The sequence below is a fragment of the Flavobacterium undicola genome (genome assembly GCF_009909155.2).
Classification (GTDB): Bacteria; Bacteroidota; Bacteroidia; order Flavobacteriales; family Flavobacteriaceae; genus Flavobacterium; species Flavobacterium undicola.
In genome coordinates this window covers 1-15,404 of sequence record NZ_JAAAPM020000049.1, presented here as the reverse complement: position 1 = coordinate 15,404, position 15,404 = coordinate 1, and the positions used below count along the sequence as shown (strand labels likewise).

General features: G+C 33.6%; 18 protein-coding genes and 1 pseudogene. 14 read left to right on the top strand and 5 right to left on the bottom strand.

Annotated features, from left to right (window positions below; all coding sequences use genetic code 11):
• From GTZ96_RS17470 to GTZ96_RS17440, 7 genes and pseudogenes are all read left to right on the top strand, one after another.
• Positions 1-116 (top strand): annotated as a pseudogene (locus tag GTZ96_RS17470) (IS1595 family transposase); the annotation flags it as partial.
• A 15-nt stretch (positions 117-131) separates the two neighbouring features.
• Positions 132-908: a hypothetical protein gene (locus GTZ96_RS17465; protein WP_161645193.1), complete on the top strand. Its 777-nt coding sequence runs from the start codon at positions 132-134 to the stop codon at positions 906-908.
• A 204-nt stretch (positions 909-1,112) separates the two neighbouring features.
• Positions 1,113-1,523 (top strand): VOC family protein, encoded by a 411-nt coding sequence (locus tag GTZ96_RS17460; protein ID WP_161645192.1) that lies wholly within the window; start codon positions 1,113-1,115, stop codon positions 1,521-1,523.
• 90 nt (positions 1,524-1,613) lie between these two features.
• A complete protein-coding gene (locus GTZ96_RS17455) occupies positions 1,614-2,207 on the top strand; it encodes a dihydrofolate reductase family protein (protein WP_161645191.1) in 594 nt (197 codons plus the stop codon).
• 189 nt (positions 2,208-2,396) lie between these two features.
• Positions 2,397-2,798 (top strand): (R)-mandelonitrile lyase, encoded by a 402-nt coding sequence (locus GTZ96_RS17450; RefSeq protein WP_161645190.1) that lies wholly within the window; start codon positions 2,397-2,399, stop codon positions 2,796-2,798.
• Positions 2,799-2,996: 198 nt separating this feature from the next.
• Positions 2,997-3,572, top strand: a complete 576-nt coding sequence (locus tag GTZ96_RS17445) for a nucleotidyltransferase family protein (protein WP_161645189.1) — start codon at positions 2,997-2,999, stop codon at positions 3,570-3,572.
• Entirely contained in the window at positions 3,569-3,877 is a 309-nt protein-coding gene (locus GTZ96_RS17440) for a hypothetical protein (RefSeq protein ID WP_161645188.1), read from the top strand. Before GTZ96_RS17445 ends, GTZ96_RS17440 begins: the two co-directional genes overlap by 4 nt.
• Before the next feature lie 79 nt (positions 3,878-3,956).
• Here the strand turns inward: GTZ96_RS17440 and GTZ96_RS17435 are convergent, their stop codons facing one another.
• Together GTZ96_RS17435 and GTZ96_RS17430 are read right to left on the bottom strand one after the other, a co-directional pair.
• Positions 3,957-4,316 (bottom strand): helix-turn-helix domain-containing protein, encoded by a 360-nt coding sequence (locus GTZ96_RS17435; RefSeq protein WP_161645187.1) that lies wholly within the window; start codon positions 4,314-4,316, stop codon positions 3,957-3,959.
• Positions 4,313-4,642, bottom strand: a complete 330-nt coding sequence (locus GTZ96_RS17430; protein ID WP_161645186.1) for a type II toxin-antitoxin system HigB family toxin — start codon at positions 4,640-4,642, stop codon at positions 4,313-4,315. Before GTZ96_RS17430 ends, GTZ96_RS17435 begins: the two co-directional genes overlap by 4 nt.
• Before the next feature lie 169 nt (positions 4,643-4,811).
• Here GTZ96_RS17430 and GTZ96_RS17425 point away from each other — a divergent pair, with 169 nt between their 5' ends.
• From GTZ96_RS17425 to GTZ96_RS17415, 3 genes are all read left to right on the top strand, one after another.
• Entirely contained in the window at positions 4,812-5,663 is an 852-nt protein-coding gene (locus tag GTZ96_RS17425) for a bifunctional helix-turn-helix domain-containing protein/methylated-DNA--[protein]-cysteine S-methyltransferase (protein WP_161645185.1), read from the top strand.
• A 66-nt stretch (positions 5,664-5,729) separates the two neighbouring features.
• Complete coding sequence (locus GTZ96_RS17420) at positions 5,730-6,482, top strand: SDR family oxidoreductase (protein WP_161645184.1); 753 nt, start codon at positions 5,730-5,732, stop codon at positions 6,480-6,482.
• Positions 6,483-6,661: 179 nt separating this feature from the next.
• Entirely contained in the window at positions 6,662-7,084 is a 423-nt protein-coding gene (locus GTZ96_RS17415; protein WP_161645183.1) for a VOC family protein, read from the top strand.
• A gap of 200 nt (positions 7,085-7,284) precedes the next feature.
• Here the strand turns inward: GTZ96_RS17415 and GTZ96_RS17410 are convergent, their stop codons facing one another.
• Together GTZ96_RS17410 and GTZ96_RS17405 are read right to left on the bottom strand one after the other, a co-directional pair.
• Entirely contained in the window at positions 7,285-7,668 is a 384-nt protein-coding gene (locus GTZ96_RS17410; RefSeq protein ID WP_161645182.1) for a DUF3037 domain-containing protein, read from the bottom strand.
• A complete protein-coding gene (locus tag GTZ96_RS17405) occupies positions 7,646-8,440 on the bottom strand; it encodes a HipA family kinase (protein WP_161645181.1) in 795 nt (264 codons plus the stop codon). Before GTZ96_RS17405 ends, GTZ96_RS17410 begins: the two co-directional genes overlap by 23 nt.
• 218 nt (positions 8,441-8,658) lie before the next feature.
• Here GTZ96_RS17405 and GTZ96_RS17400 point away from each other — a divergent pair, with 218 nt between their 5' ends.
• The 3 genes from GTZ96_RS17400 (at position 8,659) to cdd (ending at position 12,856) form a co-directional block, all read left to right on the top strand.
• Complete coding sequence (locus tag GTZ96_RS17400; RefSeq protein WP_161645180.1) at positions 8,659-9,459, top strand: DUF1961 family protein; 801 nt, start codon at positions 8,659-8,661, stop codon at positions 9,457-9,459.
• A 65-nt stretch (positions 9,460-9,524) separates the two neighbouring features.
• Positions 9,525-11,621, top strand: a complete 2,097-nt coding sequence (locus tag GTZ96_RS17395; RefSeq protein WP_161645179.1) for a beta-galactosidase — start codon at positions 9,525-9,527, stop codon at positions 11,619-11,621.
• 320 nt (positions 11,622-11,941) lie between these two features.
• Positions 11,942-12,856 (top strand): cytidine deaminase, encoded by a 915-nt coding sequence (cdd, locus tag GTZ96_RS17390; protein ID WP_161645178.1) that lies wholly within the window; start codon positions 11,942-11,944, stop codon positions 12,854-12,856.
• A gap of 189 nt (positions 12,857-13,045) precedes the next feature.
• On the opposite strand, the gene GTZ96_RS17385 is transcribed toward cdd, so the two are convergent.
• Positions 13,046-13,900, bottom strand: coding sequence for an NAD(P)H-hydrate dehydratase (locus tag GTZ96_RS17385; protein WP_161645177.1), 855 nt, complete (start codon positions 13,898-13,900; stop codon positions 13,046-13,048).
• A gap of 129 nt (positions 13,901-14,029) precedes the next feature.
• Here GTZ96_RS17385 and GTZ96_RS17380 point away from each other — a divergent pair, with 129 nt between their 5' ends.
• A complete protein-coding gene (locus GTZ96_RS17380; protein WP_161645176.1) occupies positions 14,030-14,812 on the top strand; it encodes an RMD1 family protein in 783 nt (260 codons plus the stop codon).
• The last annotated feature ends 592 nt before the right edge of the window (positions 14,813-15,404 follow it).

Below are 15,404 nucleotides of genomic sequence, written 5' to 3'. Positions count from 1 at the left end.
GTTTTAGGATAAACCGTTCTCAATTTAAAACAAGTATTTTTCATAAATCCATAGAAAGAATGGTGAATGCAAAACCGATTTATCAAAAAAACATAAAACAGATATTAAGTGTATAACTCAATAAATTATTATTGATTTTTAAAGAGTCAAAAATTGACTTGACAAAGGGTTTTTATGTACCAACTGTTGGTCAAGGCTATTTAGAAAACGAATTTGAGTTAACCCCTAAAGATTTTCTTAAATTTGCAAAACAAGACTTAAAGCAAGATGATGAAAGGGGTTATATAAATTCTTTGACTAATTCCAAAAGAGCAATTGATTGCCAAATAGATGAAGTATTGAACAAAATTGGAATAAATTATAAAAAAATAAGTCCTGAAATAGAAAAATATTTAGATTATTTTGAATTTGAAAAAGACATACCTTACAAACTGAAAATCATAAATTCTTTAAATCTAGCACCGAGTTTAATAATCTCAAAAACTCGTAATATTGGAAATAAATTGGAGCATATTTACGAAAAACCTACAAAAGAAGATGTAAGAGAAGCATTAGATGTTGCCGATTTATTGATTCGTTCTATATCAGCTAAAATTGATATAATACAAACTGATTTTGGAATTACAGACGAGAAAAATTTAACTTGTAATTTTTTATTGAACTTTGAAAATGGTATAATTTTTTATTTTGACACAAAAAAAAGACATTTAAAAATAGAAAGTAGAATTAAAAATATAGATCAAAAAAGTGTAATTCTAAATTCAAATGATAAAGGCTATTGTGGAATATTAAGAATGATGTTTTCACAAAACGATGACTTTGAATTAGAAGAATCTTTAAAAGCAACACTAAAACATATAGGACATCAAATGCCTTTAGATAAAGCTAGTTTGATTCAAGTAGCTTAAAAAAAACAGCACACAACCACCGTTTGACAATTATAATGGGTTTAGTTTTAATTTAAAAATGATTTTACACTTACAAATTAACAATTAACCAAAAAGCTCCCACATTGCCAAGCCGCGGAACGTAAGCAATCATTACACAAAGACACTCATCGACAAACATAAAATCTAAATTTATTTTAACCCTAACAACTAAAATATAAAAAAATGGCAAAACAAGTTTTTATCAATTTAGCAGTAAAAGACGTTCAAAAATCTATGGATTTTTATACTGCATTAGGTTTTACAAACAATCCTCAATTTTCGGACGATGCAGGAAAATGTATGGTTTGGAGTGAAAATATTTTTGTAATGCTTTTATCGCACGAAAAGTTTTCAAGCTTTGCAACCAAACCCATAGCAGACACAAAATCAAACGTAGCAGGACTTTTTTCATTATCGGTTGACAGTGTTGATGAAGTAAACAACATCCTGACAAATGGATTAAAAGCAGGTGGAACAGAACCCAACGAAATGAGAGATTATGGTTTTATGCAACAGCGAACTATTGAAGATTTTGACGGACACACCTGGGAAATTTTCTATATGGACATTTCAAAATTTCCAACAGAACAATAACAATGAACTACTAAAATCAGCTTGACAATATAGTGGACTAACTTTCGGTTCTCATCTCATCCTAATTTGACAAACAAAATCCCAAAAACTATGAGAAAAATAATTGTTTTATCATTTATTACCTTAGATGGGGTAATGCAGGCACCTGGTGGACCAGAGGAAGATAAATCAGGTGGTTTCAAATACGGTGGTTGGCTGGCTCCTTATGGTGACGAAGTTTTTGCCAAGGTTCTGGGAAAACAAATGCAAGCTGCAGATCTTCTTTTGGGCAGAAAAACATTTGAGATTTTTGCCTCCTACTGGCCAGAGCATGAAAAAGGATGGCCAGGTATCAATGAGGTCACCAAATACGTCCTGTCCAAGACCATAAAAAAATCAAACTGGAAAAACTCTGTTTTTCTCAAAAACTTGGAAGACATCAAAGAACTAAAAATCACAGAAGGTTCTGATATTAAAGTTTGGGGCAGCGGTAATCTCGTCCAAACACTACTCAAAAATGATTTAGTGGATGAACTCTGGCTCAAAATTTTCCCGTTGACACTTGGTAAAGGAAAAAAGTTGTTTGACTTTGGCACGATTGCCTCAGCATTTACATTAATAGAGAGCACTGTTACACCTAGCGGAATCATTATTGCCAATTACAAACGGGCTGGAAAAGTCGAAACAGGAACTATTGGAGCTTAAGTAAAATAACACCTCAAATAATCATTTTTTTGATGAAATATAAAGCCGAATTAATTGACATTATAACAAAAGATGCGTTTATAATGAAAACTCTTGCTATCGTTAAAAAGTTAAAACTATAATGATTACTGGGTGGATGCCGGGACTTATAAATATCCTATATTTGAAAACAAATAAACACTAATCTTTATGAACACAACAGAAGATATATTCCCAAAAGGGCAACAATTACCAAATGATTGGTTTGTTGGAAATGCATTTTTAACTCCATTAGTTACAAAAGATAAGAACAACGAATTTTCGGCAGGCAGTGTTACTTTTGAACCGGGAGCAAGAACAAATTGGCACACACATCCAAAAGGTCAAGTTCTAATAGTTATTGAGGGAAGTGGATTTTACCAAGAAAAAAATTCGCCGGCAAAACCAATAAATAAAGGTGATGTTATAAATATTCCTGAAGACATCGAACATTGGCACGGAGCTTCAGCAACAAGCAAAATGATACATATAGCTATCACAAATTTTAAAGATGATATATCAGTAACGTGGTTAAATCCGGTAACAGAAGAAGAATATAAAAGTGTTCAATAAGTTAAAACTATAATTAAGATGGGAAGCTTTTACACTATCTTTTCAAAAAACTAATTTTCAAAACATCCATAAATTACGACCTCGTTTAAGAAGATTTAAGCGAGGTTTGTTTTTATATTACAACTGAATCAAGCTAAAATTCATAAGCTAAATCGACTATATTTACAGTTGAACTAATCAAAAAAACAAAGCTGAACAGTGGATTTACTTTCTACGAAATATAAAACCGAATTAATTAACATCATTGAAAAAGATGCACTTATTATGGAAACTCTTGCTATCGTTAAAGAGTTAAACTTAAATGATTGTTGGATAGGCGCTGGCTTTATACGAAATGCGGTTTGGGATAGTTTACACCAGATAAAAACAACAAAATGCAACGATATAGATGTTGTCTTTTTTGATGCAACTACTCTTTCAGAAACTCTGGAAAAAGAAATAGAAGCCAAACTGACCCAAATTAATCCTAAAGCCAAATGGTCGGTTAAAAATCAGGCGAGAATGCATATTCGCAATAATCATCAGCAATACAGCAACACCGAAAATGCCATTTCGTATTGGCCTGAAACGGCAACAGCTATTGCGGCAAGATTGAATTCAGATGATACAATCGAAATTTTGACACCGCACGGCTTGAATGATTTATTTAATTTAGTCGTTGCTCCTACTCCCAATTTTGATTGGAATATGTTTCAGCAAAGGATAAAGAAAAAACAATGGGAGAAACAATGGGAGAATTTAAAAGTAATTCAAACTAAAACAGAGACAAAATGATATCAGTAATTGTTACTTACCAAATCAAAAAAGAATTTATTGAGCAAAACAAAGCCAATATTGAGAAATTTATAAAGGATTTTGAAAAACTGGATTCTTCTGAATTCCAATACAAAGTATTCACAAAACAGGACGGTTTGACCTTTGTCCACCACTCTTTATATAAAAATGAAGCCATTCAAAAACAGTTATTGAACGTTCCTTCTTTTCTGGAATTTCAAAAACAAAGAGACGAAATTGGACTGGATGGAAAAGCTCAAATCGAAATTCTCAATCTATTTGCATCTTCGGATAAAGACTGGTAGCTTAAAAACACTGTTCGAAGCTTTTAAACGAACTAGAATTAGTGATAATGTGGCTGAAAACAACTAAAATAAATGTTTTTTACGAAGTGCTGTGCAAAAACACCTCGGCAGGAATGCTAAAATAATCTTTCAATTTTTGAGCCATTTTTAGAGTGATTTCTCTCTTTCCAGAAAGAATTGCTGAAACGTGTCCTTTGCTTCCAATAATAGGTTCCAAATCTTTGGCTTTAATACCCATTTCCTGCATTTTGTATTTTATAACTTCTAGAGCATCAAGTTCGGGTAATTGGTAATGTTTGTCATCATAATCTTTGACCAAAACTATCAACAAATCTAATTCATCATTTTCGGGAGTGTTTGGCTGTGCATGGAAAATTTCCATCAATCTCATTGAAGCTTTATTATAATCTTCTTCTGTTTTTAATACTTTCCAGTTCATCGCTTTTTATAATTTAAGATTGCTGTATCAAAAGCAACAGTTTCTACATTAATTTTATCGTATTCTTTATGAGGACCAAACCAAATAACATAACAAGCTGTTTGCAGGAAATTAATTGAAACCACTAATCGAAAATCATTTCCTTTAATATTGAAAACAACCCTATCATTGTTTACAATACTTGAATTTTTGTAAACTTGTTTGAGTTCATTAAAATTGTGAAAATCCAATTTTGTAAATTCATTATACCAAATCAACAATTGCGTTTTTGCAATTGGATATTTATCGGTGTAAAATAAAATTGTTTTCTTTACAAGGATTTTCATAATACAAATTTACTTAAAAGTTTTCAATTTGCAAACTTTTAAGTATCGGTTAGAATTATTGGAAATCAAAGAATAGGGACAACTTTGACACAAGCTGCAAACATTAGCAAGTTTCGGATTTTATAACGACAAACTTCTTTCGACCTTTACATTATAAATTTTGAAGCTAATGAACGAACAACAGAACATAAATTATAATCGGATTGCAGAAGCAATTGAGTATATAAAAACAAACTTTAAAGAGCAACCAAACCTTGACGAAGTTGCAAAGAAAGTTCATTTAAGTCCGTTTCATTTCCAACGACTTTTTAGCGAATGGGCAGGCACAAGTCCAAAAAAATTTCTACAATTTACTACCGTAGAATATGCTAAAACTTTATTGAAAGAAAACCAAGCAAGCCTTTTTGAAACTGCACACGAAACAGGACTTTCAGGCACAGGCCGATTACACGACTTGTTCATCAACATAGAAGGAATGACACCTGCCGAATATAAAAATGGAGGCAAAAACTTAATTATAAATTACAGTTTTACTGAAAGTCCATTTGGAAACATTTTAATTGCCTCTACAGAAAAAGGAATTTGCTATATGGCATTTGTCGATGATGAGAATTTTGCATTTTCTACAATGCAAAATTATTTCCCTAATGCCCATTTCAGACTAATGACAGATTTAATTCAGCAAAATGCACTCTATATTTTCACGCACGACTGGACCAAATTGAATCAAATAAAACTACACTTAAAAGGAACCGATTTTCAACTCAAAGTTTGGCAAACACTCTTAAAAATTCCGATGGGACAATTAACAACTTATGGGGCAATTGCGAATAAAATTGAAAATCCAAATGCTTCAAGAGCTGTAGGTACAGCAATTGGCAGCAATCCAGTTGCATTCTTAATTCCTTGTCATCGTGTCATTCAATCTACAGGAATATTTGGCGGTTATATGTGGGGAAATACAAGAAAAACAGCTATTATTGGTTGGGAAGGAACAAAAACACATTCCGAATTTATTTAGCAAGTTTCGGGTTTTATCGCTACCCAGCTATGTGAATCTTTGCATTCTAATTTAAATCAAATAGAAATGCAAAAATTAAAAAACAAAGTAGCCTTAATTACAGGTGGAACAAACGGAATGGGTTTTGCCACAGCCCAAGAATTCATCAGTCAAGGAGCTAAGGTAATCATAACGGGACGTAGCAAAGAAACTGTAAATAAAGCAGTAGAAAGTTTAGGTTTAAATGCTATTGGAATTGTATCGAACGCTGGAAAATTATCTGATATTTTTGACTTACAAAAGCAGGTTCAAATACACACCAATACATTAGATGTTTTGTTTGTAAATGCAGGTTATGGGAAATTTGCACCAATTGAAATGGTTGATGAAGCTCATTTTGACGAACTATTCAATATGTTAGTAAAAGGAACATTCTTCACTGTTCAACAAATGTTACCCATAATGAATGTGGGAAGTTCTATAATCTTAAATACTTCTTTTGTAACTGAATTTGGAATCGAAAATTTCTCTGTTTATTCAGCAGCAAAATCAGCCGTTCAATCTTTTATAAAAACATTTTCTTCTGAATGCACAGCGAAAAAAATAAGAGTAAATGGAATAAGCCCAGGTTATATCAAAACAAATATTTTTAATAATACCGGACTTACTCCTGACCAAATTGAGGGAGCTGTTGCAAGCATTACACCAACACTACCATTTAAACGTTTTGGAGAAGCTTCTGAAATAGCAAAGACAGTTCTTTTTCTTGCTTCAGATGACGCATCATACATTCACGGAGCAGAGATTTTAGTTGACGGTGGATTATCAAATATAAAATAATAGAATAACAGTACTAAAAACAACAACCCATAAGTGCAATTGCCCCTCGTAACTGTCATAGGAAGGTTTCTTTTTCATAACTTCGTTTTGTTGTGACCAAAAGAACTCAGTTCTAAAAACCACAACCAAGCAGATAAAGAATCACAAATATATTTGTAACACTAAAAACTTCAAAAAAAATGAATAATAGCATATTTCCCTGTTTGTGGTTTGACGGACAAGCCAAAGCCGCTGCCGATTTTTATTGCTCCATTTTTAAGGATTCTAAAATTACAGCCGACACGCCAATGGTTGTTACATTTGAATTAAACGGAAACAAATTTATGGGTCTAAATGGAGGTCCGAATTTCAAATTTAATGAAGCGGTATCCTTTGTTGTTAATTGTGAGACACAAGATGAGATTGACCATTACTGGACTAAACTAACCGAAGGTGGAGAGGAAAGCATGTGTGGCTGGCTTAAAGATAAATTTGGAATTTCCTGGCAAATTGTACCGACAATACTTAGCCAACTTATGAGCGACCCGGAAAAAGCCCCCAAAGTAATGCAAGCATTTATGAAGATGAAAAAGTTCGATATAGAGGCTTTGCTAAAGGCTTAAAAAACTACGAATTAATCACAAATGCGTGGATTTGCAATGAGTTTCTACAAAGTCTGGTTCGCATAAGGGATTGCGGCGGTATCCTTTATTTTTTCTTTAAAAAATAAAGATAAAGCCAAAAGCCCGACCCCAAAGCTGCACTTTTATGAGGTAAAAACCAATCGTGCTGCTTTGGGGTTACGCCCAAATAAAATTGATGATTAAAGCACTAATTCTTCAAACAGGCGGTGGATAGTTTCTTCTAAATCGCTACACATTCCGGGATGCGGTCGTGAGGTTTGAATAGCCGAGCTACGAATGGCGGTTAACCAGCGAAAACGAGAAGGCATATCCATTTGAGCAATCGGACCACCATCCTTAGCTCCATTGACTATTTTTTGCAACGAAGTTAAATTGCATTGCAGTTGTTCCACATCAAAATCGTTGGAAAGCATTTGAATCTTATCGGCATTGCAGTGACAAAGCACTTTGATAAACTTGGCTTTTTTAGAAAATAAAATGATTCCGATATTCAAAAATTCTTCGCGTTCTACCCTTGGCACCACACGAATAACGGCGTACTCATATAAGTGTTTTTCTTGCATCTTGGGCTTCGTTTATAAAAATTTCAGAATGATTTAATCGGGTTGTTAAAAATTGCAAATAGACTTGGCGTAAGCTTTCTGGCGTGGCATCCGCTCCTTCCCACTGCAACCAATCTACGGGAATACTATTGACAATTTCGGTTAGAATTTCAGCATTTAAAAGTGCTTTAAATTCGGCATCTATCTCTTCTAAAATGCAGGCTTGTGGCAATAAAACATGATCTTTGATAAACTTAAACGGACTTATGGCATGCTTTTGCCAATTTTCCCAAGAATGATGAAAATACAAACAAGCGCCGTGGTCTATCAACCACAGCTCTTTATGCCAAATCAACATATTGGTATTCCTAAAAGTACGATCGACATTAGTAATAAAAGCATCTAACCATACAATTTTCGAAGCTAATTTAGCGTCAACTTCGGTAACAACAGGATCAAAAGTGATTGCCCCCGATAAAAAATGTAAGGCTAAATTGAGTCCTTGGCTTCCTTGCAACAAATCTTGAATTTCTTCGTCTCCTTCAGTACGACCAAAGGCTTCGTCCAAATGAGCGTAAACCAATTCAGGCAATTGCAATCCTAGTGCTTTGGCTATTTGTCCGCCTATTAATTCGGCTATCAAAGCTTTTACCCCGTGACCTGCCCCTCTAAATTTTAAAACATATTTAAAATCGTCGTCGGCTTCCGCCAAAGCAGGCAAAGAACCTCCTTCGCGCAAAGGCGTAATGTATCGGGTTACATTTACGGTTCTAAGATTGAAATTGTTTTTCATACATGGAATTTTCTTAGTTACAAACTTACAATTTAGACTTTATAAAAAACAATTTGCTGATTTAAATTATCCATTGTACCAAAAACTAAGGAACAGTACTAATGGCATGAATAAAAGACATTCATTTCATTTTAGACAACAAATCAACTATTTTTACAAAACAAAAAAATCAAAAGAATAATCCTTTACACTATTATCTAGCATTAAAAATTTTGAAAATGAATATAAAGCCACTTCTGATTCTGACCTTATTTTTTTTCATTTCGACAAACGCTCAAAAGACCGACAATAAAAAATTCGATATTCTTAATAAATCCAGTCAATGGAAATTACAGTTAAAGGACAGCGGAACAAAAGATTGGCAATCCAAATGGTTTCTGGACGGACTTCAAGCCAATATCAAAAATACCAAAACAGGAATGCTTTTTAACACAGGAACTACTGCCGGAGCTGATGCGGGTCATGCTGTATTATGGACAAAAGAATCTTTTAAAGGAAATGTGAAAATGGAATTCAACTTTACCCGAAAAGATTCAGCCACCAAATGGGCAATTATTCTATACCTTCAGGCGACTGGCACTGGAGTTGCGCCTTATCTTGAAGATATTTCGAAGTGGAATAATTTAAGAGAAATTCCGGCAATGAAAACCTATTTCACCAACATGAAAGCCTTACATATTAGCTATTCTTCCTTTGAAAACGACAATAACGACAGTAAAAAAGATTACGTTAGAGTACGTCAATATCCAGTAGTTAAAGGACAAAACTTTAATACTACAACTGAAATCCCTAATGCTTATTTTGAAACTGGACTTTTTAAAACTGGCGAAACTTATAAAATTACAATTATCAAAACCAATGAAAAGCTCTATTTTAAAGTAGTTGGAAAAAACAGTTCTAAACTTTTTTGCTGGGATCTTAAAAATCAACCTTCACTTCTTGAAGGTCGAATTGGTCTAAGACAAATGGCTACCCGATCGGCTGTATACAAAGACATTTCGGTCTATATAAATAAGTGAGAAAATTACACTTTATAACTAAAAAAACTTAGATTTGTAATTCACTATTTTCTAACCTATTTATTATGAACCATAAAATTACTGCATTGTACCAACAATGCTTTCTGGTATTATTACTCTTATTTAGTACAGCAACTTTTGCTCAAAAAATGGAGCAATTTTTCCCAACTAAAGATTTAACCACTGTTGGAGTCTATTATTATCCTGAACATTGGGATCCTGCGCAATGGGAGCGCGATTTTCAAAACATGGAAAAAATGGGATTTGAGTTTACTCATTTCGGGGAATTTGCCTGGGCACAACTCGAACCTCAAGAAGGCAAATACGATTTTAAATGGCTCGATAAATCCTTAGAACTGGCTAAAAAATACCATCTCAAAGTAATCCTTTGTACTTCTACTGCTACGCCTCCGGTTTGGTTGGTTCGCAAGCATCCTGATGTTTTAGCCACTATGGAAGACGGTTCTAAAATGGATCATGGAACGCGTCAACATGCTACTTTTTCCAGTAATTATTACCGAACTTATTCGATGAAAATGATTGCTGAATTAGCCAAAAGATATGGAAATGATAAAAATGTAATTGGTTGGCAAGTGGATAATGAACCACGTCGTTTCTTGGATTATGGACAAGATGCGCCACAACGATTCCGCAATTGGTTAAAAGAAAAATACAAAACTATCGATATCCTTAACGAAGCTTGGGGAAATAGTTTTTGGAGTGGTACATACAGTAATTTTGACGAAATTAATATTCCGTTACATTCGATTTGGGGAATGAATTTGCACGCTCAATTGGATCATTATCGTTTTGCTGATAACGAAACAGCCACTTTCCTGGACGATCAAACTAAAGAAATCCGTAAATATTCGAATCCAAATCAATGGGTTACTTCTAATTACATTCCGATGTACGATGTGGGTTATGTAGGAGCAAGTAAAGAACTGGACTTTGTTTCTTACACTCGCTATATGGTTTATGGTAGTGATTTAGGCATTGGACCAAAAGGCTACCGTGTAGGTGATTATTCCCGCATCGCAATGTCTAATGACTTTTTCCGTCCTTTAAAAGGTGCTTATGGTGTAATGGAACTACAACCCGGACAAGTAAACTGGGGAAGCATAAATCCGCAACCTTTACCGGGAGCCATGCGACTTTGGTTGTGGCATGTTTTTGCGGGTGGAAGTAAATTTACTTGTACCTATCGCTTCCGTGCGCCTTTGTACGGCTATGAACAATTTCATTACGGAATTGTAGGTACCGATGGAGTTACTCCAACAACAGGCGGACTAGAATTCAGCCAATTTATCAAAGACATCAATACTTTGCGTAAAAAACACAATCCTAAATCCCAATTACCTAAGGAATATTTGCAACGCAAAACGGGAATTCTAATCAATACCGATAATGTAATGGGAATTGAACTGAACAAACAAACGAATCAATGGAATACTATTAATCACTTTACAAAATATTACAAAGCGGTAAAATCCTTTGGCGCTCCAGTGGATTTCGTTCGTGATACTACTGATTTTACTAAATATCCAGTATTAGTTGTTCCTGCTTACCAAATGATCGATCAGCAAATGATTGATAAATTGACTGCTTATGCTCAAAACGGAGGGAATTTAGTATTGAGCTGTCGTTCAGGAATTCAAAATCGAAAAGGCCACCTTTGGGAAGCTAAATTCTATGAACCGATGTGGAAATTAATTGGTTCCGAAATTGAATCTTATGATTTATTGATGCCTCAATCACCAGATAAAATCAAATTCAACAATCAGGAATTTGAATGGATCTCTTGGGGTGATTTATTGAAACCTAACAAAGGAACCGAAATCTGGGGAACTTTTCAAGGCGATTTTTACGCTGGAACTCCCGCTGTAATTTCGCGTAAATTAGGAAAAGGAACTGTGACTTATATTGGTGTTGATTCTAAAAAAGGAGATTTGGAAAAACAAGTTCTAACCAAATTATACCAACAACAAAATATCCCGATTGAAAATTATCCTGAAGGAATAATGGTCGAATACCGAGATGGTTTTGGGATTGCCGTAAACTATTCGGATAAAATATATGAGATGAAACTTCCTGCGAATGCTGAAATTATCATTGGAACAAAATCCATGAAAACTGCCGATGTGTTAGTGTGGAAACAGTAAAAAACAGAGCACACAGACCTGTCTGCCGACAGGCAGGTAAAACTGATGCAACGGATAGCTATTGATTTTTTTATGAATTAATCTTTAAAATATCAATTGGGTCGGGCTTTAGTCCAATTTACAAATAAAATAATCCTAAGATTTTAGCCAAAATATACTGCTAAAATCTTAGGATTATTATTTTTTAAAATCCAGTTGTCATATCAGATAAATCTCATATATTTACAATAATCTTATAGTAAAAAAGTGACTATTTATCTGGAAAGATTAATATCATGAATTCTAAAAAATAAAAAAAAGTAACCTAAATCAAAAACAATATGAAAGTAAATGGCCAAAAAATTGACTTAATAGATATTTACAAGCCTGAACCTGATGAGATTCAGAAATATATTCAAGATTACATGAATGGTCTTGAAGATGGAGGATATTTGACTCCACAACAAGTTGATCATTTAATGGAGAGTTTAGATCTAAACTTACAACAATTAATGAACTATTTATTGCCTTATGCCACCAAATTTGCTTTGCCTCCAATTTCTGGATATAAGGTTGGAGCGGTTTTGCATGGTATCTCCGGTGCAATCTATTTTGGAGCAAACATTGAGTTTCTTGATGAAGCATTAAGCTTTACGGTACATGCTGAACAGGCATCGATTGCCCATGCGATAAGCTACGGTGAAACTGGAGTGGATTATCTTACTATCTCAGCCGCTCCATGTGGTTATTGTCGTCAATTTTTATATGAAATTATAAATTGTCCTTCAACAAAAGACATTACTGTTTTGGTAAACAACGACAGCAATACTTTGACATCTCTGCTTCCACAGGCATTTGGTCCACAAGATTTAGGAGTGACCACAAGATTAATGTTGCCACAAAACAATAACTTACAAATGGTTCCTCCTCCAACGGATCCATATATTATTAGTGCATTAAACACAGCCAATACTTCATATTCTCCATATACATCAGATTATTCAGGTGTGTGTATCGTTACCAATTCAGGTTCTTATGTAGGAGCTTATGCCGAAAATGCAGCCTACAATCCAAGTATGTCTCCATTGGAAGCTGCATTAGTGTTGCTAATAATGAGTGGTGATTCTTATACTAATATAAACCGTGCTATTTTGGTTGAAGCTATTAATAACAAATGTAGCCAACTATCGGCGACTAAAGATGTATTGTCTGCCATCGCTAATAATGTGGTTCTGGAATACTACACCGCTACTTAATTGTGATTTTATCCAATAAGTAAACGGACAAATAGAAATAGAAAAACTCCTTGTATGCTTCATGCAACAGGGAGTTTTCTTTTATTAATACTTTAAATTTATTGCCTTACTCTTGCCCAAAACCATTACTTTTTTACCTCAAATAAATATTGGAAACCAAGAGAAACAGACTTAACAGGACAACTAAATTTATTTTTGTTTTTCCAAACTCAAAAAAGCTTCACCGAGATTATCAATAATATCTGAAGCTATGAACGATTGGAATCCTGTTTTGGGTAAAGCAATATCAGCCGTTAATCCGTGTAAATACACTCCTAAAATAGCTGCTTGAATCGGTTCATAGGCTTGCGCCAAAAAACTCGTAATGATTCCCGTTAATACATCACCACTTCCGGCAGTAGCCAATGCTGGATTTCCGGTTGTATTCTTATAAATGGTTTCTCCATCAATAATATGCGTTGGAGCTCCTTTCATTACTATGATTACATTGTATTGCAAAGAAAAAGAAATAGCTTTTTCGAATTTCTCTTCTTCTGAAGTCCATTCTCCTATCAATCGTTCTAATTCTTTGGGGTGAGGCGTAAGTATGCTTCTTGATGGAAAAAGAATAAACCAGGCTTTGTTTTGAGATAAAATATTCAAAGCATCTGCATCAATAACTAAAGGAATCGTATTGGTTTTTAGGAATTTTAAAAAAGCCTTTTGAGTTACTTCGTTCTGCCCTATTCCGGGACCAATTCCGATGGCATTAGGCTGAAGATTAAAACTTATATTTGAAATACACTTTTTCTTTACATCAGTCAAAACCATTACTTCGGGAACGGCAATTTGGACTATTTCATAACCACATTTAGGAACAAAAGCAGTCACTAATCCGCAGCCTGTTTTTAGAGCTGCTTTCGAAGACAAGCAAACAGCACCTATTTTGCCATAGCTTCCTCCAATAATCAATACATGGCCTTGAATTCCTTTGTGGGCATCTACAGCAATGGTTTTATAATGCTTTAAGATTTCTTTTTTATCAATAGGAATAGAAGTTATCATAAATTCTGCTTTTGATTAAACTTCTCTAATTTACCATTATTTTGACTGAAAATTAATCAGTTTTAAAAATTTAATTTAACTTAGATATGCCAAATTATTTATTTCTTAAATAACATAAAATGTTTTATCATGGAAATTCAAATCGAGGCTGTCCAAATTGCAGAAGTTTTTAATATTAAAAAATTCCGCGCCGATTATAATTTAATCGCTAATTCAGGTTCTACCTCTGAAGTTTTCTATGTTATTCCCGAAAACAATCGTTATCTATATCTTTTTGACTATGGCGTAATTGTATTTGCTAACTACGATCAAAAATCCAAAAAGGATTTTATAAATTTCATCAAAAGCTACACCACCTCATTAGTTCGCTTTAAATTATCAGAAGAATATTTGATTGTAACTAATGAAAATTCAAATAAGATAATTGTCGAAAATGCATTGGTTTCAGTTCCTAAAATCGATAATTCATTGCTAAAAATTGTGATGCTTAACATTGGACAATCGGTAGCTCTTGAACATTATGAAATTCTTAGCGATACAATGATTAACTCTTCAAAAGAGTATATTTTGCAATTAGAAACTAATGGTAAACTAAATGTTTCCAAAAATAATTTGCTCAAACACATTGGAAAAGTGCTTAATGTAAAAAACAGTATTATCGATAATTTGTATATTCTGGACGATCCTAACTTAGTTTGGGACAACGAAGAACTCAACTTATTGAACAAACATTTAAAAATAAATTTTGATATTAACTCACGCTTTAAAGGACTCGATTATCGACTTCAAATTGTGGAAGACAATCTGACTATTTTCACAAATATTTTAAATGTCAAAGAAAGTAATCGATTAGAATGGATTATTATTCTCCTTATTCTTTCAGAAATAATAATTAACCTTGTTTTTCATTGAAATACCCGTTGGATGAAATTGTTTTTGATTGTAAATTTCGTCAGTTCGAGGTATAATTTTTAGCCTAAAAAAAGTAATATAAAATCACGTTTCTGTTGCATCCGATTGTGTCCTTAGCTTCCGCAGTCGAGTGTCAAATGTTTGAAGAATACGTAAAAAGAAAAGCTGTTTGATCCGCCGCGGCGGAGAGTTCTTTTCTTTTAGACTCGAGCAAAAGGCGAATAGAGCGGAGCTAATTCGAAAACTAATTTGACCGACGAGGAAGCGCAAGACTTGATTTTTTTGTTTCTTTTTTGATCAAGCAAAAAAGAAAATTAGTAAACCATAATTTCACATTTAACAAAACGTGATTGGTAGTGATTCTGTTTTGGGACAGGATTGTATCTAGAACAAGAAAATTTATCATCAAAAAAGGTTCTCGTCCCGATAACTATCGGGACATTTTTTACCTCACTTCATTACGCAAAAAAACACTACCATTGACGTTTTTATTTATTCTGTTAAATATCAATTAGTTGCATATTTAGTTCTTTAGCTTTTTTAGTTAAAAATCTAAATTGTTGATCCTTTTGATGTTGTAAATATATTTCCA